This window comes from Cupriavidus sp. KB_39 (assembly GCF_052114485.1).
Classification (GTDB): Bacteria; Pseudomonadota; Gammaproteobacteria; order Burkholderiales; family Burkholderiaceae; genus Cupriavidus.
Map to the genome: position 1 here is coordinate 1 of NZ_JBFREV010000020.1, position 26242 is coordinate 26242.

Genomic DNA, 26242 nt, shown 5'->3' on the forward strand with positions numbered 1-26242 from the left:
CAGCGGGAGGGTAAAGGCGGCGATGATCGCCGACCCCGGAAGCAAAGCCCTGGATGGCGGCATGCGGGCGCGAGGGGAAGGAAAGGCGCCATGATAGCTTGGCGGCTTGGGGAAGCAGGAAAAGAAAAAGCGCCCGAAGGCGCTTTTTCAAGCTTCAGACATCAGGCGAGGGAAAGGCTCGCTGATGGTAACTGACGCTTATGCAGCGTTACGGAACAACAACGGCCTTGCCGCAACCAGCCGGTGCGTACGTGTCCTTCCAGGCACCAGCCTTGGCACCATCACTCACGCACTTCCAGTTACCCGACTTGTCACGCGAAACCGTGATCGTGGCGCCAGCAACCGACTTGCTTGCGTTGCCACCCAGGGTGCCGACGTACGACAGAGAACCATCGGCGGCGGGTGCCAGATCGGTAGCAAAGGGGCTGGCAGCCAGCAACGTCGAATCGGTAGCGCCAAGGTCAGCCTTCGTGATTGCGGCAGCGCCTTGATTAAGACGGTCTTCAATGGCCGTCTTGTATGCAGACATTTCACCGATCACGCGAGCAACTTGCGTCTTCGCCACGTAATCCTGGTACTGCGGAATCGCGATAGCAGCCAGAATACCGATGATCGCAACCACGATCATCAGTTCGATCAGCGTGAAACCCTTCTGAGCTTGGCGGCCCAGTTTTTTGATTTGTTGTACCCGTTGCATAAGGATTGACCCCTCGATGAGATTTTCGTTACAGAAAGAAACATCTGCTTGCATGTGATGCATTACCCCTAAAGCAGGGAGTGTGCCAGGCCAGCAAATGCCGATAATCTCATGCGGGAGTGACAAAATTTGGCCGATCTACGATTCCAAGGGACGACCAATCAACAAAATTTGTCACATTTTGTGTCTGCGGGACTGCCAAAGTTTTGCACTTTGAGGCGGGCGGGACGGGCTATGCCTCTGGGGTGTACCCCCACCGATACCGACATGCCTTTGGACGCACATTTTCGCGCGCGTTCGAATAACAGTCCCAAGACGCCGCGCCGCCGCCAGCGTAGCCTTCAGACGGTTTGCCGGTCCCACTTAACTCAAGCTCCACGAACTTGCCCCGGAGCAGCGGCGACGCGTCCTCGCGGAAGTACGCCCGGAGAAAGCACCCGCCGCCGTCTGAGACCTGGCCCATGCGCTGGGCCACCACGCGCTCCACGTACTTTCCGTTTATGGTTTCAGCGGGCGGCAAAGCGGTATCGTTCTCCCCGGTGTTGTCAGGACATTGAGAGGACAAGACATAGGTCTCCAGCACCGAGACCTTCAACCCACCCAGCAAGTACAGTCCCTCGGCAAACTGGGCCCGCGCCACGTACGCGCGGTACTGCGGCAGGGCGAGGCTGGCCAGGATGCCGATGATCGCCACCACGATCATCAGCTCGATCAGCGAAAAGCCCGCCCGCCGTGGAAGGCGCTTGCGGCGATCCATGGCGCACCGCCTCAGGCCGAGGTGGAACTCGATCCCCGCACGCTGCAGGACTTCGGCATCAGCTTGTGGTCCACGTTGGAGAAGCAATCCCAGGTGAACGAGCCCTCGGAGCCCTTCAGTTCCAACTCCACATGCTTGCCGGCCAGCGCCTGCGAGACGTCACTCCGGAACCGGGCCGTGATCACGCAACCGCCGGAGTCGCCCACCACGCCATTGGCCTTGGTTTCCACCGATGCCACATACCGGCCATTGATGGTCGAACTCAGCGGCAGGCCGGAGTTATTGGCCGTCTTGTTGTCCGGGCACGACCCGGAGCTGACGTAGGCCTCCACCAGCGACGTCTTCAGGCCCGACGCCAGCGTCAGCGCCTCGGCAAACTGGGCCCGCGCCACGTAGTCGCGGTACTGCGGAATGGCAAGGCTGGCCAGAATGCCGATGATCGCCACAACGATCATCAGTTCGATCAGCGTGAAGCCGGCGCGCATGGTCCGGCGCACAAGACGGCCAGACCGCCGTGGATAAGTGTTGGTGTGTTGCATAGGACCCCCTTTTTGGTTGTCGTCATCGACGCGATGACTGGGGTCGTATGCTGTGGCGGGCTGCGCGCTACAAATTTGATCGCGCGCAAGCCGCCGGACGTTGATTCACTCTGATGGAAATGCACCATAAATGGCGCATTTCGGCCCGATTTTTTCGTTGCTGACCGAGGCTGGGAGCGSTCCCACCCCCGGTCAGCCGCCGTCATCAGATCAGGCCGGCGCCGCAGCCGCCGCCACGTGGCTGCACGCCTTGGGCAGGTACTTCCGTTCAGCGCCCGATTCGCACTGCCACGCCACGGCACCCTGGTCCGCGCCGGTCATGCGCAGCGTCAGGGACTTGCCGACCAGCCCCTTGGCGATGCCAGCGTCCTTGAAGTTGGCGACGATGGTGCAGCCACCCGCCGCCGTGGGCGTGCCGCCCGTGACCACGCTCTTGATGTACGTCCCGGCAATGCTGGTCGCCAGCGGAATCCCGTCCGCCGCCCCGCTGGCGTTGCTGGGGCAGGTGCCGCCGTACGAGAACGTTTCGATCACCGCCGGCTTCTGCCCCGACGCCAGGCTCAGTCCCTCGGCGAACTGCGAGCGCGCCACGTAGTCCTGATACTGTGGAATGGCGACCCCGGCGAGGATGCCGATGATCGCCACCACGATCATCAGTTCGATCAGCGTGAAGCCGCGATGGCGGCGTGCGGAAGGCTTGCGTTGCATATTGACCCTTTTCATGGTGATGGTTGATGTCCGTGCCGCGCGGCGTTGCGCACCGGCACGGCACCCATGATCGGGAGGTCAGCCCCCTACTCCGATTGATCTCCGACAATTCCCACAGGCTTGTGGGAATTGCTTGGAAATCCACAGGAATTCGTGGCGCGGGCGCCCACAGCGCCCTGTTGTAGCGGCGCCACCAAAGAAAAACGGGCGGCCAGATCGGCCGCCCGTTTCAGGCATGACGAGACTGCAATGCAGAGGCGTCAGGCCACCTGCGCGCTCCGGCGCTTGAGCAGCTTGCCCACCAGCACCACCAGCACGGCCCCGACCAAGCCAAACACCAGATGGGCGTGCGGCACATGCACCTGGAACCACTCTGCATCCACGGGGTCGCTCACCAGCATCTCGCCGGCCAGGTAGCCCAGCAGCGCGGCGCCCAGCACGATGATGAGCGGGAAGCGCTCCATCACCTTCAGCAGGATGGTGCTGCCGAACACAATCAGCGGAATCGACAGGCCCAGGCCCAGCACCAGCAGCATCAGCTGGCTGCCTTCGGGGCCCTTCTGGGCGGCGGCGGCCACGGCCACCACGTTGTCCAGCGACATCACCAGGTCGGCAATCAGGATGGTGCGGATGGCTTGCCAGATGTTGTCCTTGGCGTCGTGGCCTTCCTCGCCGTCATCACCGGTCAGCAGTTGCACGCCGATGTAGACCAGCAGGATGGCGCCGACGATCTTCAGGTACGGCAGCGTCAGCAGCTTCACGGCGGCCACGGTCAGCACCACGCGCATGATGATGGCGGCGGCGCTGCCCCAGAAAATGGCTTTCTTYTGCTGGGCCGGCGGCAGATTGCGCGAGGCGAGCGCGATCACCACGGCGTTGTCGCCGGACAGCACGATATTGGTCAGGATGATGGATCCCAGCGCAATCCARAATGCGCTGCTCGACARCAATTCCACGGCAAGACTCCTCGARTTTCTAGGTTTATTCCACGTTCGCCRACCGCCCGGCAGGCGGCGCCACTGCGAACTTTTGGATGTCTGAACTTACAGACATGGAGATGTATCGCACGAACCTTACGATTCGGTTTCAACCTTCCGGCAGGCGGCTCGGGAAATACCCTAGGTCAGCGTCTCGCCAGAATGACATTGCCCCCGGGCGAGCGGGGGCAATGCGATGCAATCACCACACGCCAGGCGCCCGAATCGGCACGCCATGGCGCGGGAAGTGACGCATGATTTACAGCATCGCCTTCAGCAGGCGGGCCATCTCCGACGGGTTCTTGGTCACCGTGATACCGCAGGCTTCCATGATTTCCAGCTTGGCCTGGGCGGTGTCCGCACCACCCGAGATCAGCGCGCCGGCGTGRCCCATGCGCTTGCCCGGGGGCGCCGTCACACCGGCGATGAAGCCAACCACCGGCTTCTTCATGTTGTCCTTGATCCAGTGCGCGGCGTTGGCCTCGTCCGGGCCGCCGATCTCACCGATCATGACCACGGCGTCCGTGTCGGGATCGTCGTTGAACATCTTCATCACGTCGATGTGCTTCAGGCCGTTGATGGGGTCGCCACCAATGCCCACGGCCGACGACTGGCCCAGGCCCAGCGCGGTCAGCTGGCCCACGGCTTCGTACGTCAGCGTGCCCGAGCGCGACACCACGCCGATGCGGCCCTTGCGGTGGATGTGACCCGGCATGATGCCGATCTTGATCTCGTCCGGCGTGATCAGGCCCGGGCAGTTCGGACCCAGCAGCAGGGTCTTCTTGTTCTGCTTACGCATCTTGTCCTTGACTTCCATCATGTCGCGGACGGGAATGCCTTCGGTGATGCAGACCACGAGGTCCAGATCGGCGTCAACGGCTTCCCAGATGGCGGCGGCAGCGCCGGCGGGCGGCACGTAGATCACCGACACGGTCGCGCCGGTCGCCTGCTTGGCGTCCTTCACGCTCGCGTAGATGGGAATGCCCTCGAARTCCTCRCCGGCCTTCTTCGGGTTCACGCCCGCCACATAGGCGTTCTTGCCGTTCGCGTAGTCGCGGCAGCCACGGGTGTGGAACTGGCCGGTCTTGCCGGTAATCCCCTGGGTGATGACCTTGGTATCTTTGTTAATCAGAATCGACATGCTGTAATCCTTTGCTTGGCGTCGCGCGGCGCGGGCAGGGCCTGCGCACCGCGCGCTTGCATTTGTTGGCGTATCGGCTTCGGCTTACTTGCCAGCGGCAGCGGCCACAACCTTCTGGGCGGCTTCTTCCATCGTGTCCGCCGAGATGATCGGCAGGCCCGACTCGGCCAGCATCTTCTTGCCCAGGTCTTCGTTGGTGCCCTTCATGCGGACGACCAGCGGCACGCCCAGCTGCACAGCCTTCGAAGCGGAGATCACGCCTTCGGCGATCACGTCGCAGCGCATGATGCCGCCGAAGATGTTGACCAGGATGGCCTCCACGTTCGGGTTGCTCAGCATCAGCTTGAAGGCTTCGGTCACCTTCTCGGTGGTGGCACCGCCGCCCACGTCCAGGAAGTTGGCCGGCTCGCCGCCGAACAGCTTGATGGTGTCCATGGTGGCCATGGCCAGGCCGGCGCCGTTCACCAGGCAGCCGATGTTGCCGTCCAGCGAGATGTAGGCCAGGTCGAACTTCGAGGCCTCGATTTCGTTGGCGTCTTCTTCGTCCAGGTCACGGTAGGCCACGATTTCCGGGTGACGGAACATCGCGTTGGAGTCGAAGTTGAACTTCGCGTCCAGRGCGATCACCTTGCCGTCGCCGGTCAGGATCAGCGGGTTGATTTCGGCCAGCGAAGCGTCGGTTTCCCAGAACGCCTTGTACAGGCCTTGCAGTGCCTGGCGCGCTTGCGGCACGCTGGCGTCCGGSACGCCGATCTTGCGGGCGATGTCGTCGGCTTCGGCGTCCTGCAGGCCCACGGCCGGGTCCACGATCAGCGTGTGGATCTTTTCCGGGCTGTGCGCAGCCACTTCCTCGATGTCCATGCCGCCTTCGCTGGAGGCCATCAGGGCCACCTTTTGCGAGACACGGTCCACCACCAGCGACACGTACAGTTCCTTCTTGATGTCAGCGCCTTCTTCGACCAGCAGGCGGTTGACCTTCTTGCCTTCCGGACCGGTCTGGTGCGTCACCAGTTGCATGCCCAGGATGTTGGTGGCGTAGGTCTTGACGTCCTCGATGCTCTTGGCCACCTTCACGCCGCCGCCCTTGCCGCGGCCGCCTGCGTGGATCTGTGCCTTGACGACCCACACCGGACCGCCGAGCTGCTCAGCCGCCTTCAGGGCTTCTTCAACCGAGAAAGCCGGGATGCCGCGCGGAACCGGCACATTGTATTTGCGCAGGATTTCCTTGCCTTGATACTCATGGATATTCATGCGTGTTTCCTTTCGGGTAGGCGTAAAGGGATGGGAAAAATGGGGGAGACGATTCGTCTCTCGCTGTTCCTGTGGGCGGACCGTGACGGTCAGCCCGAGGTTCCGTTGGGCCGGTGGGCCAGGGTGTCGTCGCCCGATGCCGGAGCATCGACGCGTGACGCGGTCTGGGACGATGACGCCGCAGCGCCGGCCTTCGGTGCCGGCTGGTAGCCATACCAGCGCGGGTAAAACTGGCGAACCACCTCGCCCTCGAAATGGAGCGCGTGGCATCCATGGAGCTGGTAAGGMGGTTCGGGATTCGGATCGTTGACGGTGGCGCCGTCGCGCACATTGAAGACATCGCCGGCAAACGCCTGGATGGCGGCGGTCGGCAGCACGCCGGCCAGCTCCGTCAGGTGGGTGCAGCCGGACACGCCGGACAGCCGCTCGCGCACCGCCTTGCGGAAGCCCTTTGTCAGGTTCAGGCCGATCAGCTTCCGGTAGGCCGGGCCGATCGTGTCGCAATGCGTCGGATACGGCACCCAGTCKGAGCAGGCTTCAGCATCCACCACGTTCATGCGGAGGTCGATCGTCACGCGCAGCCAGAGGTCGTGCAGCGGCTGGCCGATGGGGCGAATGCCGCCGCCGGCGAGTTCGATGTCACGTGGCTTGGTGTCGGTAAGGCGGGCCTCGATGTCCCACAGACCGTCTTCCCGCGCATACGCTTCCGCCGTGATGGCACGGCGATGACGCAAGGTGCGGTTGGCAGGCGGGGAAAGTGGCATGACAGCTGGGGCTGACGCGGGATGTTGAGGTGTGACCGGGGGCAAACGTCACGGCCGGGGCGGGACGGCCGACAGCCGCACGGCCGCCAAGGCCGGAAAACCGGGAGAGTTTAACATGCCGCGCCGCTTTGACCGGGAACATCCTGCGATACGGAATGTCGGGGGCGAATTGTTGCGCCGGTGACAACGCCGAACCACGGCGCGACAAGGGCTGGCGGGCGGCCATCGTATCCGGCGGCACCGTCGGTGGTGCGGCGCCGCAACGTTAGGCGCCGGATCACAAAATCCCTGTTGCGCACGCAGGTATACAGTGGTCTACGTGGCGTAATCGACACGTTGTTGCCATCTCACTCGTCATCTTCCGCGCCGCGGATGATCTTGCCGACCACGGCGCGCGAGAAGCCACGCGCGACCATGAAGCGGATCTGCTTGGCCTTGGCCTCCGGAGAATCCGGGGCGGTGCCGAAGCGCTTGCGCCAGACYTCCCGGGCCCGCTCGACCTCGGTKTCCCGCAGGCGGTCCTGGAGGTCATGCAGTTGTTCATTGCCGAGCTGATGGGTCTTGGCCTCCTGCATCACCCGGGCGGCGCCATAGCGGCTGGCGCGGCGATGGACCAGGCTATCGACGAAGCGGTCGTTGGAGAGCCAGTTCTCGCGCTCGAGCGCGTCGAGCAGGGTATCCACCTCCTCGGGCGTCTCGGCGTGCGGCGCCAGCTTGCGCCGCAGTTCGGCGCGGCTGTGCTCGCGGCGCGACAGGTAGCCAACGGCGCGGGCCTTCAGCGAGAGCGGGGGGCGGGAGCCAGCCATCAGGGGGTCATCGACAGTGCAGTACCAATAAAAAAAGCCGCCGCACGATCTGCGACGGCTTCCGAGGGGCGGAGAAAGCTCCGCCTCAGCCTTCGATTTCGGCCGGCGCGCTGACGACAGCGGCGTTCATCGCCACCACGCCCAGCGCCGCACGGACCTTGTTCTCGATCTCAGCGGCGATGTCAGGGTTCTCGCGCAGGTATTCGCGCGCGTTGTCCTTGCCCTGGCCGATCTTTTCGCCGTTGTAGCTGTACCACGCGCCCGACTTCTCGACGATCTTGGCATCCACGCCGAGGTCRATGATCTCGCCCTGACGGGAAATGCCCTGGCCGTAGAGGATGTCGAAGAATGCCTCGCGGAACGGCGGCGACACCTTGTTCTTCACCACCTTGACCTTGGTCTCGTTGCCGATGACGTCGTCGCCCTTCTTGATCGAGCCGATGCGGCGGATGTCCAGGCGCACCGAGGCGTAGAACTTCAGCGCATTGCCGCCGGTGGTCGTTTCAGGTGAACCAAACATCACACCGATCTTCATACGAATCTGGTTGATGAAGATCACCAGGCAGTTGGTGCGCTTGATCGTACCGGTCAGCTTGCGCAGCGCCTGGCTCATCAGGCGGGCCTGCAGGCCGGGCAGCGAATCGCCCATTTCGCCCTCGATTTCGGCCTTCGGCACCARTGCGGCCACCGAGTCGATCACGATCAGGTCGATCGAGCCCGAGCGCACCAGGGCGTCGGTAATTTCCAGGGCCTGCTCGCCGGTGTCCGGCTGGGAGATCAGCAGTTCACCCACGTTCACGCCCAGCTTGCCGGCGTAGTTCACGTCCAGCGCGTGTTCCGCGTCGATAAAGGCGCAGGTGCCGCCCAGCTTCTGCATCTCGGCCACCACCTGCAGCGTCAGCGTGGTCTTGCCCGACGATTCCGGACCATAGATCTCCACCACGCGGCCGCGCGGCAAGCCGCCGACGCCCAGCGCGATATCGAGCCCCAGCGAGCCGGTCGACACCACCTCGATGTCCTTTTCGATCTCGCCATCGCCCAGACGCATGATCGAGCCCTTGCCGAACTGCTTCTCGATCTGGGAGAGCGCGGCGGCAAGCGCCTTCTGCTTCTCAGCGCTCACGCCGGCGCCGGCCTTCTTGTCGTCCATGGTCGTCCTTCAGTCAATGGTGTATAAATAGGCCGCATGCGGCGCGACGCCTGATTTTTAAGCGATTTCCGACGGAAATCGGCCTGAAAAGTGATCTGGCGTGCGACCCGACCCGGCTGCCCACAAGGCAGCCTGCGGAATGTCGGGTACTGTATAAAAAAACAGTATGCTTGGCAAGCCCCACCGGTTCCGCAACCGCGTGGCGTGCGATGCTGGCAACAGGGTGGAGACAACCATGCGCATTCTGATTGCGGAAGATGACGACGTGCTGGCAGACGGGCTCACGCGCTCGCTGCGGCATTCCGGCTACGCCGTCGACCACGTCGCCAACGGCGTGGAAGCCGATTCGGCCCTGTCGACCCAGCATTTCGACCTGCTGATCCTGGACCTCGGCCTGCCCCGCATGCCCGGCCTGGAGGTGCTCAAGCGCCTGCGCACGCGCGGCGCGATGCTGCCGGTGCTGATCCTGACCGCCGCCGATGGCGTGGAYGAGCGGGTCAAGGGCCTGGACCTGGGCGCCGACGACTACATGGCCAAGCCCTTCGCGCTGTCCGAGCTGGAGGCGCGCGTGCGCGCGCTGGTCCGGCGCGGCGCGGGCGGCGGCGCCACGCTGATGCGCCACGGGCCGCTGGCCTTCGACCAGGTCGGCCGCATCGCCTAYCTGAACGAGCAGATGCTGGACCTGTCCGCACGCGAGATCGGCCTGCTGGAGATCCTGCTCACGCGCAGCGGGCGGCTGGTTTCCAAGGAACAACTGGTGGACCACCTCTGCGAGTGGGGCGAGGAAGTCAGCAACAACGCCATCGAGGTCTATGTGCACCGGCTGCGCAAGAAGATCGAAGTGGGTGGCATCCGCATCGCCACGGTGCGCGGCCTGGGTTACTGCCTGGAGAAGTTCCAGCCGGTGATGGCGGCGCATGGCTGATCCGGGGGCGGCATGCGCCTGCTGAGACTGCGCTGGGGCCGCCCGCCGGCCCTGCCCCCCCTGCCCAACTCGCCGCCGCCCCTGCCGACCCTGGCCGACGCCGCGGCGGAGGACGCCGCGCTGGCCGACGCCCTGCCGCACCTGGAAGAATCGTCCGCCCATCCCTCCCCGCGCTCGCTGTTCGGCGAGATCCTCGACTGGATGCTCGCCCCGCTGCTGCTGCTCTGGCCGATGAGCATTGCGGTCACCTACCTCGTCGCCAAATCCATCGCCAACGGTCCGTTCGACCGCGCGCTGGAGGCCAGCGCCATCGTGCTGTCCCAGCAGGTGCGCGAGGTGAACGGCCGCGTGACGCTGCAGCTGCCGCTCTCCGCGCGCGAGATCCTGCGGGCCGACGAAACCGACAATATCTATTACCAGGTGGTGGGCAAGCGCGGCGAGTACGTGGCCGGCGACCACGATCTGCCGCTGCCGTCCGAGGAGGACCAGGGCCATGCCGGGCTGGTGTCCCTGCGCGACGACCGCGTGGCCGGCAACGACGTACGCGTGGCCTATACCTATGTCGACCTGAAAAGCGCCGGCTCCCAGCCGGTGCTGGTGCAGGTGGCCGAGACGCTCGACAAGCGCGCGCGGCTGGCCAACGAAATCATCAAGGGCGTGATCCTGCCGCAGTTCGTGATCCTGCCGCTGGCCGTGGTGCTGGTCTGGTTCGGCCTCACGCGCGGGCTGGCGCCGCTGACCGCGATCCAGCAGCGCATCCGGGCGCGCAACCCCGGCGATACGAGCCCCATCGACGAGACCGCCGCGCCGCAGGAGATCACGCCGCTGGTGGCATCGTTCAATGACCTGCTGGCGCGACTGGACCAGTCCGTGCAGACGCAGAAGCGCTTTATCGCCGATGCCGCGCATCAGATGAAGACGCCGCTGGCCGGGCTGCGCATGCAGGCCGAGCTGGCGCAGCGCGAGCAGTCGCCCGAGGAATTGCGCCGCTCGCTGGCGCAGATCGCCGGCAGTTCCGAACGCACCGCGCACCTGGTGACGCAGCTGCTTTCGCTGGCGCGCATGGAGAACCTGGCCGGCGCGGGCGGCATGGCGCCGCTGGACCTCACCGCGCTGGCGCGTGAGGTGGTCAAGGACTGGCTGCCGCAGGCGTGGGCGCGCCGCATCGACCTGGGGCTGGAAGCCGACGACCACCCGGTGACCATCACCGGCAACCGCCTGATGCTGACCGAGATGCTCAACAACCTGCTGGACAACGCGATCCGCTACACGCCGTCCGGCGGCCATGCCACCGTGCGCGTGGCCGCCGAYCCGTTCGAGCCGTTCGCCTATCTCGATGTGGAGGACACCGGGCCGGGTATCGCCCCGTCCGAGCGCGAACGGGTGATGGAGCGCTTCTACCGCGTGCTCGGCACCAATACCGAGGGCAGCGGGCTGGGCCTCGCCATCGTGCGCGAGATCGTGCAGCAGCATGGCGGCGAGGTGGCCATCGACGATCACGTTTACCAGCCGTCGCCCCGGCTGGCCGGCACGCGGCTGCGCGTGACGCTGCGCCGCGCCCAGAACGGCAACGGCACCGGCACCGGGGAGCCGGCATGAGAAAGCCCCCGCGCGACCGCATGTCGCCGCAGGAGCGCCGCGCGTGGCGCCACAACCGGCGCTGGATCGGCGCGCTGCTGGTAGTGTGGTTCGTGGTGTCGTTCGTGGTGAGCTGGTACGCGCGAGAGCTGCGCTTCGACTTCTTCGGCTGGCCCTTCTCGTTCTGGGTGGGCGCCCAGGGGGCGCTGATCGTCTACGTGGCGATGGCCGCGCTCTACGCCTGGCGCATGAACCGCGCCGACCACGAGTTCGAACCTGACGGCCACCCTGCCCCGCCGGCCGGGGCCGAAGCCGTCCCGCACGTCGCCCCACCTCCCCCGCAAGCCCCTGCCGGGGCCGATGCTGCATAGCAAGATTCCCGCCCCGCCGTACCGCGTGGCCCGCCCGGTGCCGCGCCCAACCGCAGCGCAGCAACCCGGGCGCCTCGGGGGAAGTTCCGCCCGCTAGCGTATACCCCGACGATTTAGGCGCCATTCCCGTCATTTCTGTCAGAACGCAGTAAGTTTCACCTCCCACAATCCTCTTCAACTTCGATGCAGCGGTCCGCACACGCGTGGCCGCTGACAACGGGGAACCTTTCGATGAGACGGAGGAGACAATAATGGCAAACGCGCAAAACGTGGCAGTGCCGGGGGGCGGTGCACAAAACACGCCGATGACGCGCGAAGAGAGGAAGGTCATCCTGGCCTCTTCGCTCGGCACGGTATTCGAGTGGTAYGACTTCTACCTGTACGGTTCGCTGGCGGCGGTCATCGCCAAGCAGTTCTTCGCGGGCCTGGACCCGACCTCGGCGTTCATCTTCGCGCTGCTGGCCTTCGCGGCGGGCTTCCTGGTGCGCCCGTTCGGCGCGCTGGTGTTCGGCCGCCTGGGCGACATGATCGGCCGCAAGTACACGTTCCTGGTCACCATCCTGATCATGGGCCTGTCCACCTTCCTGGTGGGCCTGCTGCCCGGCTACGCCACCATCGGCTGGGCGGCCCCGATCATCCTGATCGCGCTGCGCATGCTGCAGGGCCTGGCGCTCGGCGGCGAGTACGGCGGCGCGGCTACGTACGTGGCGGAGCACGCCCCGCACGGCAAGCGCGGCGCGTACACGGCCTGGATCCAGACCACCGCGACGATGGGCCTGTTCCTGTCGCTGATCGTGATCCTGCTGACGCGCGAGCTGACCGGCCCGAACTTCGACGTCTGGGGCTGGCGTATCCCGTTCCTGCTCTCGATCCTGCTGCTCGGCATGTCGGTCTACATCCGCCTGTCGATGAGCGAATCGCCGGCGTTCCAGAAGATGAAGGCCGAGGGCAAGACCTCCAAGGCTCCGCTGACCGAGGCATTCGGCCAGTGGCGCAACATGAAGATCGTGATCCTGGCGCTGCTGGGGCTGACCGCCGGCCAGGCCGTGGTCTGGTACACGGGCCAGTTCTACTCGCTGTTCTTCCTGACGCAGGTGCTGAAGGTGGACGCCAAGACGGCCAACCTGCTGATCGCCGGCGCACTGGTGATCGGCACGCCGTTCTTCATCTTCTTCGGCTCGCTGTCTGACAAGATCGGCCGCAAGTGGATCATCATGATCGGCTGCGCCATCGCCGTGCTGACCTACTTCCCGCTGTTCAAGGCGCTCACGCACTACGCCAACCCGGCGCTGGAGCGTGCCCAGCAGACCGCGCAGATCGTGGTCACGGCCGACCCGAAGACCTGCTCGTTCCAGGGCAGCCCGATCGCCCGCGAAATCGACTTCCGCAGCTCGTGCGACATCGTCAAGCGCACGCTGGCCCAGGCATCGGCCAGCTATGAAGTGATCGACGCCCCGGCCGGCACGCCTGCCTCGGTGAAGATCGGCGACAAGGAGATCAAGGCGTTCGACGCCACSGTCGTGAAGGGCGCGTTCGACGACGAGAGCAAGGGGAGGATCGCCGCGTTCAAGAAGGAAGTGTCCGGCTCGATGGCCTCCCACGGCTATCCGACCAAGGCTGACCCGGCCCAGATGAACACGATCATGGTGCTGGTGATCCTGGTCATCCTGGTGATCTACGTGACGATGGTGTACGGCCCGATCGCKGCGATGCTGGTGGAGATGTTCCCGACGCGGATCCGCTACTCGTCGATGTCGCTGCCGTATCACATCGGCAACGGCTGGTTCGGCGGCCTGCTGCCCACCATCTCGTTCGCGYTGGTGGCCCAGAACGGCAATATCTACTACGGCCTCTGGTACCCGATCATCATCGCCGCCATGACCTTCGTGATCGGCGCGCTGTTCGTCCGCGAAACCAAGGACGTGGATATCTACGCCAACGACTGAGCCAGATTCAGATTCAGGCCAGCGCTGCGCAACCGCGCTCAGGATAGACCGGCACCGCAAAGCTAGTACACGGCCGGTCGCTCCTTCTCAGGCAGATCTTCGGATCTGCCATTTTTTTGGGCAGMCTGCGGAAGCTTGCATAAAACTGTCACGAGGGTGTTGACAGGCTCCAATCCGTGGGTATAATTGCGGTCTTCGTTGGCGAATTAGCTCAGTCGGTTAGAGCGACGGAATCATAATCCGCAGGTCCGGGGTTCGAATCCCTGATTCGCCACCATCYATTAGAAAAGCCGCAGTCCTTCACGGGATTGCGGCTTTTTGCTTTGGGCCGCCTTCCGCCCCCCCTGCGTGACCCTCAGCGCGCATTTTCCGACAGATCATTAGAATGGGCCTCCGGCAACTTGCCTGTCCTATTCGCTTCCACTCCCATCCAGGAAGGATCTGTCCCCGATGAAATCCCTCGCCTTTGCCCCCAAGGCCGCCCGCCGGCTGGTTCGCGCCGCGCTGGCCGGCTTGATGTTTGCCAGTCTTGCCGCCACGGCCGCGCCCGCGCAGGTCAAGGAGCAGGTGCCCGGCTTCTATCGCCAGCAGGTTGGCGACGTGGTCGTCACCGCCCTCTATGACGGTTATGTCGATCTCGGCAGCAAGCTCCTCAAGGGCATGCAGGCCAAGGATCTCCAGTCGCTGATGGCGCGCATGTTCGTGGTCGACAAGAACGGCGTGCAGACTGCCGTCAACGGCTTCCTGGTGCATACGCAGGACAAGCTCGTGCTGGTCGATGCCGGCGCGGCGCAGTGTTTCGGCCCGACCATGGGTGGGCTGGTGAACAACATCCGCGCCGCCGGCTACAAGCCGGAGGACGTGGACGCGGTGCTCCTGACCCACCTGCACCCCGACCACGCTTGCGGCCTGACCCAGGGCACCACGGCGGTCTTCCCCAATGCCACGGTCTGGGCCTCGCAGAAGGATGCCGATTACTGGCTCAGCGACGCCGCCGCGCAGCAGGCCCCCGAGGACAAGAAGCCGTTCTTCAAGATGGCCCAGGACGCCGTGGCGCCCTACAAGGCCAAGGGCGCGCTCCACACCTACGCCGACGGGGCGCAGCCGCTGCCCGGCTTCAGCGTGCTCGGCACGCCGGGCCACACGCCGGGGCACAGTTCCTATCTGGTGACGTCGAAGGGCCAGACGCTGCTGTTGTGGGGCGATATCGTCCACAGCCATTCGGTGCAGATGGCCCACCCCGAGGTGTCGATCGAGTTCGATTCGGACCAGCAGCAGGCCATCAAGACGCGCAAGGCCGTCTTCGCGCAGGCCGCCGCCAAGGGCTGGCTGATTGCCGGCGCGCACATGCCGTTCCCGGGCCTGGGCCACATCCGCAAGGATGCGCGCGGCTACAGCTGGGTGCCGGTGGAGTACGGTCCGGTCCGCGCCGACCGCTGATCGGCAAGGGGGCGAACCGGGTGCCGCCCCCCGCGCTGGCACGGTGCATGCTCGATCCGGCCATGCACATCCACGCCCGCGCCATCAAGTATTTCGACATGATCCGCCGCTGCGGCTCCATCCGCGAAGCCGCGCGGCGGCTGCACGTGGCCTCGTCGGCCATCAACCGCCAGCTGTTGCAGCTCGAGGAAGAGATCGGCAGCCCGCTGTTCGAGCGCCTGGCCACCGGCCTGCGCCTGACCCCGGCCGGCGAGGTGTTCTCGCGCCACGTGATCACCGTGCTGCAGGACGAGCAGCGCCTGGCCACCGAGCTGGAACTGCTGCGCGGCGTGCGGCGCGGATCGCTCAGCGTGGCGGCCGTGGAGGGGCTGAATGCCGACCTGATGCCCGCCATGCTGACGCAGATGCACCGGCGCTACCCCACTATCCAGATCGACGTGCGCATCTGCGGCTCCGAACAGGCCGCCCAGGCCGTGATCGATGGCGAGGCGGACCTTGGCATCGGCTTCTCCATCCGCCGCCACGACGGCCTGCGCCAGTGCATGGTGTCGCGTTTCGCGCTSGGCGCCATCGTGCCGCCCGGCCATCCACTGGCCAGCCTGCCGCACGTGGCCTTTGCCGAATGCGCGGCCTACCCGCTGATCCTGCCCCGGCCGGAACTGTCGATGCATGAACTGCTCCAGCCCGTGCTCGCCCATCACAAGCGCGCCTTGCAGGTGCTGCTGGAAACTTCGTCGATCGAACTGGCGAAGGGCCTCGTSGAGCGCGGCGTGGGCATCTTCTTCCAGAGCCGGCTGGGCCTCGAGCGCGAACTGCGCGACGGGCGGCTGGTGCACGTGCCGCTGGACACCCCCGCGCCGATCTGYTCGGAACTCGGCGTCTATGTGCGCGCCGGCCGCACGCCGCCGCCGGCGCTGGACGCCTTCATCCGGATTGCCGCGGAGGCCATCGAGGCGCGCGAGCGCGACGAAGCCCTCGCGCTGCGCAAGCCCACCGCGCCGCACCGCGACCGTGCCCCGGCGCGCCAAAGCGAGGCATCGACGGAGCCACTCGCGCACGCCTTGAGTGCATGAGCCGATAGCCGCCCCGGCAGTGCGCCGGGCGGCCCGCCGGGGTGCTCGCATTTCGGCATCRCCCCGCGCAAAAATCGGCGCTATCCAGCGCAGTGGCCCCTCCCTAGACTGGGTTGCATCCGTCGCCCAGCCTTCGAGGCCCGCCGCTCACCGTGACTGCCACCGCCCCCGCCTCCCTCAGCCTGCCCCTGATCGACATCGCCGGACTGCACAGCGCCGAGCCCGCCGCGCGCCGCGCCGTGGCCACGCAGCTGCACGATGCCTGCGCGCATCGCGGCTTCTTCTACCTGACGAACCACGGCATCGACCCGGCGCTGATCCGCGATGTGTTCGCGGCCAGCCAGCGCTTCTTCGACCTGAGCATGGCCGACAAGCTCGCCGTGGACAAGCGCCTCTCGCCCTGCAACCGGGGCTATGAGCCGCTGCGCGCCCAGACGCTGGAAGCCGGCGCGCCGCCGGACCTGAAGGAGAGCCTCTATATTGGTGCCGAGATTGCCGCCGATGACCCGCGCGTGCTGGCCGGCCGCTTCAACACCGGCCCGAACCAGTGGCCCGCCACCCTGCCGGCCTTCCGCGACGTGATGGAGGCGTAYTACCAGCAGGCGTACGCGCTGGGCGCCACGGTCGYGCGCGGGCTGGCGCTGGCGCTGGACCTCCCCGAGGACCATTTCGAYGGCTACCTGCACGACGCCTCCGCCACGCTGCGGCTGCTGCACTACCCGCCCCAACCCGCGCAGCCCCAGCCCGGCGAGAAGGGTTGCGGCGAACATACCGACTTCGGCGGCGTGACCCTGCTGCTCCAGGACGAGACCGGCGGCCTCCAGGTCTGGGACGCCCTCCAGGCCAGCTGGATCGATGCCCCGCCCGTGCCCGGCGCTTTCGTCGTCAATATCGGCGACCTGTTCGCGCGCTGGACCAATGGCCGCTACGTCTCCACGCTGCACCGCGTGATCAACCGTTCGGGCCGCGAGCGCTATTCGGTGCCGTTCTTCTTCACCGGCAACCCGCTGCACGAGGTGGCGTGCCTGCCGACCTGCCGTGCCGAAGGCGAGGCCGCCAAGTACCCGCCCGTGACCGTCGAGCAGCACCTGATGGACTGCTACCGGCGCACCTACGGCTGACCCGATCATGTCGATGCMACGCCCCCACATCGTGCTGATCCATGGCGCCTGGCAAGGCAGCTGGGCCTTCGCCGCCTGGCAGCCGATGCTCGAAGCCGCCGGCTGGCAGGTACACGCCGTGGACCTGCCCGGCAACGACCGCAGCCCCGAAAGGAAAGCCGACGCCACCCTCGCCGGCTACACCGCCCACGTGTGCGCACTGCTGGCCGCGCTGGACGCGCCCGCAGTCGTCCTCGGCCACAGCGGCGGCGGCCTGACCGCCTCGCAGGTGGCCGAAACCCTGCCAGACCGCGTACGCGCGCTGGTCTACCTCGCCGGCATGATGCTGCCCACCGGGGTCAGCTTCGGCGACGTGATCGCCCAATGCCGCGCCGCCGATGCCGATTTCCACTACACCGGCATCGTGCCGCTCCTCGCATGGGATGCCGATGGCACCACCAGCCGCGTGCCGCCCGCCGCCGCGTGCGAGATCTTCCTGCACGACTGCCCGCCCGAGGCCGCGCAGACCGCCGCCGCGCGGCTCTGCCCCCAACCAGACACAGGCCGCGACATGCGCAACRCGCTCAGCCCCGCGCGCTTCGGCCGCGTGCCGCGTGTCTATGTCGAATGCCTGCAGGACCGCTCCGTCACGCTGCCGCTCCAGCGGCGCATGCAGGCGCTCACGCCGGGCGCCCACCGGATTTCGCTCGACTGCGGCCACGTGCCGCAACTGGCCTGCCCGCAGGCCCTGACYGACGCCTTGCTGCCCCTCCGAGCCATGCCCTCACGAAGACCTGCGGAGACCATGACCATGTCTATGACCACGCCCGAACCCACTACCCTGCCCGCCCAGGGCCTGCCGCCCACGCCGGAACAGATCCGCCGCCACCTGCGCCGCGCCCAGCAGGTGGCCGAGCGCGCCGTGACGCTGGGCCACCACCCGTTCGGCGCCATCCTGGTCGGTCCGGACCAGGAAACCGTGCTGCTGGAGCAGTGCAACATCGACACGGTGAACCACGCCGAATCCACGCTCGCACGCGTGGCCGCCACCAACTTCCCGGCCGACTACCTGTGGGGCTGCACGCTCTACACCACCGTGGAGCCGTGCTGCATGTGCGCCGGCACGGCCTACTGGGCCAATATCGGCCGGGTGGTGTTCGGCATGACCGAGCATGCGCTGCTGCAGTACACAGGCAGCCACGCGGAGAACCCGACCATGAGCGTGCCGTCGCGCTATGTGTTCGATCATTGCCAGAAGGCCKTGGAGCTGATCGGCCCGGTGCCGGAGATGGAGGCCGAGATCGCCGCGGCGCAGCGTCGCTTCTGGGCCGGCCGGTAGCAAGGCCGTGGCGCCTGCCGGCGCGACGGCCATCGCGGTGGCGCTGCACCACGCCACACATTCGCCTCATACCGGCTTCACCGTCGCTGGCGACACTCGCTCCGTCCAACTTCAGGAGCAGTGACATGACGGCAGCCGGTGCGAATTTCGATGCGGACGTGGTGATCGTGGGGGCCAGCTTCGCGGGCGCGGCCTGTGCGCTGGCGGCGGCGCGGGCCGGCCTGCGCGTGGTGGTGCTGGAGCGCAAGGTCGATCCGGGCGAAAAACTCCACACCACCGGCATCATCGTCAAGGAGGCCGCCGAGCAGACCTGGCTGCGCCACGCGCCGGCAGACTGCCTGCACCGCGTGGAACAGGTGCGGCTCTACGCGCCCAGCCTGCGCAACCTGGCGCTGCGCGCCCCCGGCTACTACTTCCTGACGACCGATACCCCGCGCCTGATGCGCTGGCTGGCCGCTGAACTGGTGAGCCATGGCGTGGACCTGCGCCTCGGCACCGCGTTCACGGGCGCCCAGCCCTGCGAGGGCGGCTGGCGCGTGCCCGGGGTGGGCCGCACGCGCTACCTAGTCGGCGCGGACGGGGTGCGCTCGCGCGTGGCGATCACGGCCGGGCTGGGGCGCGTGCACGACTTCCTCTATGGCGTCGAGTACGAGTTTCCCGGCATGACGCTGCCCGAGCCGGGCGCCCTCCACTGCTTCGTCAGCAAGCGCTTYGCGCCAGGCTATATCGGCTGGGTGACGCAGAACCCGACCGGCGTGCAAGCCGGGCTGGCCCTGCGCCAGACGCCGCGCCGCCCGCGTGCGCCTGACATCGACGGCTTTCTGCAGCGCGTGCGCCATCTGCTGCAAATTCCGGACGACGCCATGCCCGGCGCCACGCGGGCTGGGCTGATTCCGTGCGGCGGGCCGGTCGCGCCCATCGCCGGACCCGGGGTAATGCTGACYGGGGATGCAGCCGGGGTGGTCTCACCGGTGACGGCAGGCGGAATCCATTCGGCATGGCGCCACGGCGAGACCATCGGCGAGGCCATGGCCGCCCACCTGCTCCACGGCGGGCCGGCGCCGGAGCGGGTGGCGGCGGCCAGCGCGCCACGCTTCCTGACCAAGCGCGCGCTGCGCTGGGTGTTCRACCGCCTGCAGTTCGACTGGCCGTTCGAGGTGCTGCTCCATTCCGCGCCGCTGCGGCTGGCCGCCGAGCGGGTCTACTTCCATCGGCGTGGGGTGCACGCCTGATAAGATCGCGCCAATCCCTGCATTCCAGCATCCCAGAGCCCCCGGAACCAATGAACCCGCCGACCGTCGTCGTGGTGGAAGACGAAGCCGCCATCGCCGACACCATCCTCTATGCACTGCGCACCGACGGCATGCAGGCCGAGCACCTCGTGCTGGGCGGCGATGCCCTCCAGCGGCTGCGCGCGGCACCGGCCGACCTTGTGATCCTGGACGTGGGCTTGCCGGACATGAGCGGCTTCGAGGTCTGCCGGACGCTGCGCACGTTCTCTGACGTGCCAGTGATCTTTCTGACGGCGCGGCACGAGGAGATCGACCGCRTCGTCGGGCTGGARATCGGCGCGGACGACTACGTGGTCAAGCCCTTCTCGCCGCGCGAACTGGCGGCCCGGGTGCGGGTGATCCTGCGCCGTGCCGGCGGTCGCGCCGGAGCACCCCCCACGGCGCCCGAACCCGCCCGGTTCACCCACGATGCCGCCGGCGCGCGCATCGCCTTCCACGGCCAGTGGCTGGCCCTCACGCGCTACGAGTACCGGCTGCTGGCGCTGCTGGTGGCGCAGCCGGGGCGCATCTACTCGCGCGCCCAGCTGATGGACATGGTCTGGCACGACGCCGCCGACACCATCGACCGCACCGTCGACACCCATATCAAGACCGTGCGCGCCAAGCTGCGCGCGGTGGATGCCACGTTCGATGCCATCCGCACCCATCGCGGCATGGGYTACTCGCTCGATCCCTGAGCGCCCGGCCGGCATGCATATCGGACTCCGCATCTTCTTCGGCTTCTTCCTGATCGTSGGGCTRGCCGCGTTCCTCACGCTGCGGGTGTTCGTGCAGGAGGTGAAGCCGGGCGCGCGCCAGGCGATGGAGGACACGCTGGCCGACACCGCCCAGGTGCTGGCCCTGTTGGCCGCCGACGACATGCAGCAGGGCCACATCGGCGATGGCGCGTTCGCGCGGCGCGTGGCCACGCTGGCCAGCGTGCCGGTAGACGCGACGATCTGGGGCGTGCACAAGGACACCATCCACTATCGGGTGACCATCACCGACAGCCGGGGCATCGTGCGCTTCGACTCCGCCGGCACCGCCGCGGGCGCCGACCACTCCCGCTGGAACGATGTGGCGCGCACCCTGCAGGGCAAGTACGGCGCCCGCAGCACRCGCACCGACCCGGACGACGAGGACAGYACCGTGATGCACGTCGCGGCGCCGATCCGGGCCGATGACGCGGGCGGTACGCCCCATGGCGGTCCGATCATCGGCGTGCTGACCGTCTCCAAGCCGAATCGCGTGATGGCGCCGTTCATCGACCGCAGCCGACAGAAGATCCTGCTCCACGGGCTGCTGCTGATGGGCTGCGCCTTCGTGATCGGGCTGGCGTGCACGCTGTGGCTGGTGCACGGGCTGCGCCGGCTGCAACGCTACGCCCGCGCGGTGGCCGCCGGCGAGCGCGCGGAGATGCCGCWGCGCGGCGCCGGCGAACTGGCGGAGCTGGGCCGCGCCGTGGAAACGATGCGGCTGCGGCTGGAGGACAAGCAGTACGTCGAGCACTACATCCACACGCTGACCCACGAGATGAAAAGCCCGCTGGCGGCCATCGGCGGGGCGGCGGAACTGTTGCAGGAGGAGATGCCTGCCGACGACCGGCGCCGCTTCGCCGCCAATATCCAGGGCCAGACCCGGCGGCTCGAACTGATGATCGGCAAGCTGCTGATGCTGGCGGCGGTGGAGCAGAAGCAGCAGCTCGATGCCAGCGAGCCGGTGGCGCTGCTGCCGCTGCTGGAGGCGATCGTGGAGGCGTGCGAGCCGCGTGCGCGCCAGCGCGGCGTCACGCTGCACCGCCAGCCGCGGCMGGAAGGATTCGGGGCGCCCGTGGTCAGCGGCGACYCGTTCCTGCTGCATCAGGCGCTGGCCAACCTGCTCGACAATGCGCTCGACTTCTCGCCGGCGCACGGCACGGTGGACATCGCCGTCCTGCCCGGCGCGGCCGGGATGATCGACATCCGCATTACCGACGATGGCCCGGGCATCCCCGCCTATGCGCAGGGGCGGCTGTTCGAGCGCTTCTATTCGCTGCCGCGCCCCAATGGGCGGGACAAGAGCACCGGCCTCGGGCTGTGCCTCGTGCGCGAGGTGGCGGCGCTGCACCATGGCCACATCGCCGTGGAGAACCGCCCCGGCGGTGGCGCCGTCGCGACGCTGTCGCTGCCCGCCTCTGGYATGTGAGCGAGTACGTGAACTAGTACGTAATCGTGACGATGATCGTGTCGCGATAGAGGCCCGGCGCTGCTCCGGCCTGCGGTGGCACCTGGCCGTAGACCGTGTTTTGGTTGGTCAAGCCATTGCCCGTACCCATCAGGACGGTCGCACCACCGGTACCATCTCCCCATGCGATGTTGTGCGTGGCATCGAYATACAAGCCATACGTCAGGGTCTCCGTGCCGCCATCGCGTGTCATCTTGCGCGCGGTTGGGGTGGCCCCTGCGCCCGTGCCGTTGTTGAGCGTGAGCGAATAGGCCGTGCCCGCCGTGCACGTCACGCTGATGTTGCCGTTGGCCGACACGGGCCCGCTGATCAGGCCGATCTGCCCAAAATCGATATTGGTCGCCGTGATGTTGCAGTCCGACACCACCGTCGCGCGGACGGTGAAAGTCCAGGACGTGCCTTGCGGCATGCTCGTCGAGCAGGCCGGTGGCGTGGACACATAGCCTTGCACGTTCATGTTCGTGTCCGCGGTGGTGTAGATCGCGGTATAGCTGCCGGCCGGCACCGTCGCCTGCGGCAGCAGCATGTAGCCGTAGTACATCACCGTGGCGGTGGCCATGCCGAATGAATCGGCCTGCAGCGTCACCGACCGGGACTGCGGCGGCGTGAAGTACACGGAGCCCCACGGGGTGGTGTGCGACGCGTTCTGGTAGAGGTTGTACGCCAGCGGCGTCGAGGTCGCGCCGGYCATGGTCCGATTCGCCACCGTACCGCCGCCCGGCGMGCCGAAACTCAGGCAGACACGGGCGAACTTGGTCGTCATGTCGGTGCATTCGACTTTCACCTCGCCGTTGACACTGACCGGCGTGGTGGTCAGCACGTTGACATCGCCAAACTCGATATCGCTCATCGTGACGGTGCAGTCGATGGCGTACGCGCTGCCCGCCCACCCCAGCCAGATGAACAGCCCGCAGGCCAGCAGGTGGTGGACCAGACGGCGAACCAGGCCGGTGTTCATGGGCGCTCCCGGAGGACGCAGGGGAAGGGGCCAATGGTGGTCATCACATCGCGCGGGGCATAGGGCACCTGCGCCGTGCAGGTCCTGTCGCCAAAGGTCACTGTCACCCGGTTGTCCGGCTGCAGCGCGGGGAGGAACACGGCGCCGTCGTAGCCGACCACGGCCGTGGCATCGCTCCCTTCCAGCACGACATGCGCCCCCACCGGCAGCGGCTGGCCCTGACCATCGACCAGCAGCACGGTAGCGCCCTCGTAGCGCGTGACCGGGAAGCGCACTGTCACGCCGGCACGCGTGGGCGGCACCACGACCTGGCGGTCCGTCGTCACGCTGGCCTCGGCCGGCAGTCCAAGGGTGCTGATGGCGATCCGGTTGCCGTCGTACGGCAGCAGGTCGGGCACGAGCAGGCGGCCGCCGGCATTGGTCTTGCCGACCAGCCGGTTCTCGCGCAGGACCGGCACATCGGGCAGGCCGTCGGTCGACACCACGGCGAAGGCGTCGTAGATCGACCGTCCGGCCAGCAGCGCGCCATCCGCCACCACCAGCGACCCCGCCCCGTAGAGCGAGACATGGTTCGACTCGATGCTGCCCGAGTTGATGTGCTCGGCCTGCGCCGTCACGTCGCCATAGCGGCCGCGATAGTCCACCCGGCCCAGGCCACGGCGATAGCTTTCGCTGCCGGCGTCGGCCTGCACGTTCCAGCCGAAACCGCCCTTGTCGTAGTCGACGGGCCGGTTGGCCGACACCGAGACACTCTTGCGGCCATCGTACGAACTGGCATTCGTGCCGACACTCACGCTGTTGCCGAGTGAAATGGTCACGCCGATGAAGGCGCCGACGGTCTGCTGCTGGTCGTAGTCCTTGAACACGTTGGCGAAGATGTTGAAACGCGAGCCGATGGCCGCCGTATAGCCGACCGACACGATGCGCGAGCCGCCGAGGAACGACGCGTCCTGGCGCGAGTAGCTGACCGACAGCGTCTGGCGCGCCGTCAGCGGCACGCTGAGCGTGATGTACAGCTGATTCTCCGGCACGGGCACGCCCTCGAGCGTGCCGAGATCGCGATACTGGTTCGCCGCGTGGATGCCCTGCACCGTGAAGCTGAACGCGCGCGAGATGTACTGGTAGCCGCCGCTGAACTGCATGCCGCTGGCATCGCCTGTACTGCCGGAGATGGCCGCGTTCGCCACACCGAAGTACCCGAGCTGCACCAGCCCGCCGATGCCGGCGTTGCGCAGGCCGCTGGCGGCCTCCGCATGCGCTTCCACGGTCACGGCGTCGGTCACGCCATAGCGTCCCGAGGCCGTGGCGGTGGGCGAGCCGGCGTAGTCGAAGGACAAGCTGCCATAGTTGCGCCGCGCGTAGCCGGCCTGCACCGCGTACTCCGACAACCCCTTCGCGAGCAGCCGCGAATCGACATACAGCGGCCGGTTGACGATCACCTCGCGCCCCAGCTGGTCGCGGTAGACCAGCGTGGCGGTGCCCGCGCCAGTCAGGGCCGGCGGCGTGGCGATCACGAAGGGGCCGCCCGACGACTGCGCCGAGAACTGGCGCAAGCCGTTGAGATAGAGGTCCACCGTGGTCGGGACCACCGCGCTGCCGCCCAGCGACGGCACCGGGTAGGTCACGAGGTCCGGGCGGGTGTTGAAGTTGTGCGCCACGCTGATCCCGCCCATGCGCACCGACCGCGACCACGGCAAGGCGGCGGAGACGAAATCGCCAATCGTGTAGCTCATCAGCCGGCGGGGGTCCTCGTAGGTCCAGTAGGTGTCCTGGCGCAGGTACTCGGTCTGGCCCTCGTGCAGCGTGGTGACGCCCGAGTTCTGGAACACGCCGAACGGCGCGTAGAAGCGCAGCTCGCTCGACAGGGACAAGGTCCGGTTCAGGCGGTCGTAGCTGTCTGCGAAGGCCTGCTCGCCGAGCAGCGGCTGCGGGCCGTGCGTGCCCGAGCCCTGCAGCGGGCTGGGCTTGCGCTGCGCCGCGCGCTGCTCGTCCAGCGAGAGCCGCGTGGTCTGGAGATTGAACGCGTAGTTCACCACCAGGCCGGTGCCGGACTGCACCGGCGGCAGCACGGGCGGCTCGGCGCCGAGCCGCTGGGCCCTGAGCAGCCCCTCGGGCACGCGCAGCGCGATGCGCTGGGCGGCGGCGTCGTAGTCGTAGCCGAGGCCAGGCACGGCGTCCAGGGCGATCTGCTGGTCTGGGCCGAACGGCAGGTCGTCGACGCGGACGCCGAGTTCCTCCAACTCGCCGGCGGCCATGTACAGCACACCGGCCCGCCGGTCGACGCGAACGATCAGCTCCTTTTCGACACCGTTGACAGCCGCCTGCAGGTAGAAGGCGGTGGAGGCACCGTCATCGGCCTCCGGCACCGGTTGCGACCACGCATGCGCGCCGGCCATCAGGTCCATCGCAACGCCGCAGAGCAGCGCGAGCGCCAGCTTGCGGGGTGCGCGGGCGGCGGCACCTCCACGGGGCGGTTTTGACATGGGCGGGCACGGTCGGCATCAGAGGTCGACCAGCATCTCGCGGCCGTTGATCATCATCTTGACGCGCGTGGGCCGGCCCTTGGCCGCGGCATCGGCGGGCAGTGGCAGCCTCCATTCGATCGACTTGCCTGGCAGCACGTAGCCGAGCAGGCCGGGCACCACGGGGCTGGTGCCGCCGCCACGGTATACCAACGAGACGTCGGTGGCCTGCGCGTGGCTTTCGCCACGGTTCACGGCGCCKAGCTTCACCAGATTGCCGTCGGCGGAGGCCGTCACCGTGACCTGCGCGGGCTTGAGCTTCTCGCGCGGCAGCACGAACACCGGCAGCGAGTAGCGCATCTGCAGCGTCACGCCGGTCGGCCGGGGCTGGCTGCTGTCCAGGACCTCGTCCACCAGCACTCGGTACGCCTCGACCTGCGTGGCCGGCGACTTCTCCGTGCGCACGAGCCGGATCGATTGCGTCTGGCGCGGCGCCAGCGTCAGCATCGGCGGGCTGGCGACGAGCCGGTTGGTGGGCGACAGCGCGTCCTCGCCCCCCACCTGGTCCCAGCCGAACAATCGCACCTGCGCGTTGAGCGGCGTATCGCCCTGATTGGTCAGCGTGATGACGGCGGCGGACTGGCCGGGTGGAATCAGCGTCATGGTCGGCTTGACGTGAATCGTCGCCGCGTTCGCAAAGGGCATCGCCAGCAGGAGCGCAAAAGTCGCCAGGAGTGTTCTTGTCATGTTGTGTCTCCGACAGGGR

24 protein-coding genes, 1 tRNA gene and 1 pseudogene are annotated in these 26242 nt (G+C 67.1%); 13 read left to right on the forward strand and 13 right to left on the reverse strand.

What is annotated here, in order from left to right; all coding sequences use genetic code 11:
• Positions 1–208: 208 nt before the first annotated feature.
• The 10 genes from AB4Z27_RS15975 to recA all read right to left on the reverse strand — a co-directional run bounded on the left by AB4Z27_RS15975 (position 209) and on the right by recA (position 8790).
• A complete protein-coding gene (locus AB4Z27_RS15975; protein ID WP_441644852.1) occupies positions 209–697 on the reverse strand; it encodes a pilin in 489 nt (162 codons plus the stop codon).
• Positions 698–929: 232 nt separating this feature from the next.
• Positions 930–1454: a pilin gene (locus tag AB4Z27_RS15980; protein ID WP_441644812.1), complete on the reverse strand. Its 525-nt coding sequence runs from the start codon at positions 1452–1454 to the stop codon at positions 930–932.
• Between the two features lie 11 nt (positions 1455–1465).
• Complete coding sequence (locus AB4Z27_RS15985; protein ID WP_441644813.1) at positions 1466–1993, reverse strand: pilin; 528 nt, start codon at positions 1991–1993, stop codon at positions 1466–1468.
• 210 nt (positions 1994–2203) lie between these two features.
• Positions 2204–2701 (reverse strand): pilin, encoded by a 498-nt coding sequence (locus AB4Z27_RS15990; RefSeq protein ID WP_255370718.1) that lies wholly within the window; start codon positions 2699–2701, stop codon positions 2204–2206.
• A gap of 260 nt (positions 2702–2961) precedes the next feature.
• A complete protein-coding gene (locus AB4Z27_RS15995; protein ID WP_092292001.1) occupies positions 2962–3657 on the reverse strand; it encodes a TerC family protein in 696 nt (231 codons plus the stop codon).
• 280 nt (positions 3658–3937) lie between these two features.
• Positions 3938–4819 (reverse strand): succinate--CoA ligase subunit alpha, encoded by an 882-nt coding sequence (gene sucD / locus AB4Z27_RS16000; RefSeq protein WP_092291999.1) that lies wholly within the window; start codon positions 4817–4819, stop codon positions 3938–3940.
• Between the two features lie 84 nt (positions 4820–4903).
• Complete coding sequence (sucC, locus tag AB4Z27_RS16005; RefSeq protein WP_092291997.1) at positions 4904–6070, reverse strand: ADP-forming succinate--CoA ligase subunit beta; 1167 nt, start codon at positions 6068–6070, stop codon at positions 4904–4906.
• An 89-nt stretch (positions 6071–6159) separates the two neighbouring features.
• Positions 6160–6834, reverse strand: a complete 675-nt coding sequence (locus tag AB4Z27_RS16010) for a DUF2889 domain-containing protein (protein ID WP_092291995.1) — start codon at positions 6832–6834, stop codon at positions 6160–6162.
• A 347-nt stretch (positions 6835–7181) separates the two neighbouring features.
• Positions 7182–7640 carry a recombination regulator RecX gene (recX, locus tag AB4Z27_RS16015; protein ID WP_441644814.1) on the reverse strand — a complete coding sequence of 153 codons (459 nt, stop codon included), beginning with the start codon at positions 7638–7640 and terminating at the stop codon, positions 7182–7184.
• Between the two features lie 85 nt (positions 7641–7725).
• Positions 7726–8790, reverse strand: coding sequence for a recombinase RecA (gene recA, locus AB4Z27_RS16020; protein ID WP_092291991.1), 1065 nt, complete (start codon positions 8788–8790; stop codon positions 7726–7728).
• A 235-nt stretch (positions 8791–9025) separates the two neighbouring features.
• Between recA and AB4Z27_RS16025 the strand changes: the two genes are divergently transcribed.
• The 13 genes and pseudogenes from AB4Z27_RS16025 to creC all read left to right on the forward strand — a co-directional run bounded on the left by AB4Z27_RS16025 (position 9026) and on the right by creC (position 22017).
• Positions 9026–9715, forward strand: a complete 690-nt coding sequence (locus AB4Z27_RS16025) for a response regulator (protein WP_092291989.1) — start codon at positions 9026–9028, stop codon at positions 9713–9715.
• A gap of 12 nt (positions 9716–9727) precedes the next feature.
• Positions 9728–11314: a sensor histidine kinase N-terminal domain-containing protein gene (locus AB4Z27_RS16030; RefSeq protein WP_441644815.1), complete on the forward strand. Its 1587-nt coding sequence runs from the start codon at positions 9728–9730 to the stop codon at positions 11312–11314.
• Positions 11311–11664, forward strand: coding sequence for a DUF4212 domain-containing protein (locus AB4Z27_RS16035; protein WP_092291985.1), 354 nt, complete (start codon positions 11311–11313; stop codon positions 11662–11664). Before AB4Z27_RS16030 ends, AB4Z27_RS16035 begins: the two co-directional genes overlap by 4 nt.
• Before the next feature lie 251 nt (positions 11665–11915).
• Entirely contained in the window at positions 11916–13610 is a 1695-nt protein-coding gene (locus AB4Z27_RS16040; RefSeq protein ID WP_092291983.1) for an MFS transporter, read from the forward strand.
• Positions 13611–13810: 200 nt separating this feature from the next.
• Positions 13811–13887, forward strand: a tRNA-Met gene (locus AB4Z27_RS16045).
• Positions 13888–14060: 173 nt separating this feature from the next.
• A complete protein-coding gene (locus AB4Z27_RS16050; protein ID WP_092291981.1) occupies positions 14061–15050 on the forward strand; it encodes an MBL fold metallo-hydrolase in 990 nt (329 codons plus the stop codon).
• Positions 15051–15112: 62 nt separating this feature from the next.
• Positions 15113–16123, forward strand: a complete 1011-nt coding sequence (locus AB4Z27_RS16055; protein ID WP_092292159.1) for a LysR family transcriptional regulator — start codon at positions 15113–15115, stop codon at positions 16121–16123.
• A gap of 152 nt (positions 16124–16275) precedes the next feature.
• Positions 16276–17244, forward strand: a complete 969-nt coding sequence (locus AB4Z27_RS16060) for an isopenicillin N synthase family dioxygenase (RefSeq protein ID WP_441644816.1) — start codon at positions 16276–16278, stop codon at positions 17242–17244.
• A gap of 13 nt (positions 17245–17257) precedes the next feature.
• Positions 17258–17968: pseudogene (locus tag AB4Z27_RS16065) on the forward strand (alpha/beta fold hydrolase); the annotation flags it as partial.
• A gap of 66 nt (positions 17969–18034) precedes the next feature.
• On the forward strand, positions 18035–18562 hold the full coding sequence (locus AB4Z27_RS16070; RefSeq protein WP_441644853.1) for a nucleoside deaminase: 528 nt from the start codon (positions 18035–18037) through the stop codon (positions 18560–18562).
• 125 nt (positions 18563–18687) lie between these two features.
• Positions 18688–19794, forward strand: a complete 1107-nt coding sequence (locus AB4Z27_RS16075) for an NAD(P)/FAD-dependent oxidoreductase (RefSeq protein ID WP_441644817.1) — start codon at positions 18688–18690, stop codon at positions 19792–19794.
• A gap of 50 nt (positions 19795–19844) precedes the next feature.
• Complete coding sequence (creB, locus tag AB4Z27_RS16080) at positions 19845–20531, forward strand: two-component system response regulator CreB (RefSeq protein ID WP_441644818.1); 687 nt, start codon at positions 19845–19847, stop codon at positions 20529–20531.
• A gap of 13 nt (positions 20532–20544) precedes the next feature.
• Positions 20545–22017: a two-component system sensor histidine kinase CreC gene (gene creC / locus AB4Z27_RS16085; RefSeq protein WP_441644819.1), complete on the forward strand. Its 1473-nt coding sequence runs from the start codon at positions 20545–20547 to the stop codon at positions 22015–22017.
• A gap of 13 nt (positions 22018–22030) precedes the next feature.
• On the opposite strand, the gene AB4Z27_RS16090 is transcribed toward creC, so the two are convergent.
• Genes AB4Z27_RS16090 through AB4Z27_RS16100 form a run of 3 tightly spaced genes read right to left on the reverse strand, consistent with a single transcriptional unit; the run spans position 22031 to position 26223 of the window.
• Positions 22031–23014, reverse strand: a complete 984-nt coding sequence (locus tag AB4Z27_RS16090; protein WP_441644820.1) for a Csu type fimbrial protein — start codon at positions 23012–23014, stop codon at positions 22031–22033.
• Positions 23011–25497 carry a fimbria/pilus outer membrane usher protein gene (locus AB4Z27_RS16095; RefSeq protein WP_143093863.1) on the reverse strand — a complete coding sequence of 829 codons (2487 nt, stop codon included), beginning with the start codon at positions 25495–25497 and terminating at the stop codon, positions 23011–23013. Before AB4Z27_RS16095 ends, AB4Z27_RS16090 begins: the two co-directional genes overlap by 4 nt.
• 18 nt (positions 25498–25515) lie before the next feature.
• Positions 25516–26223 carry a fimbrial biogenesis chaperone gene (locus AB4Z27_RS16100; RefSeq protein ID WP_092291975.1) on the reverse strand — a complete coding sequence of 236 codons (708 nt, stop codon included), beginning with the start codon at positions 26221–26223 and terminating at the stop codon, positions 25516–25518.
• Positions 26224–26242 lie beyond the last annotated feature (19 nt).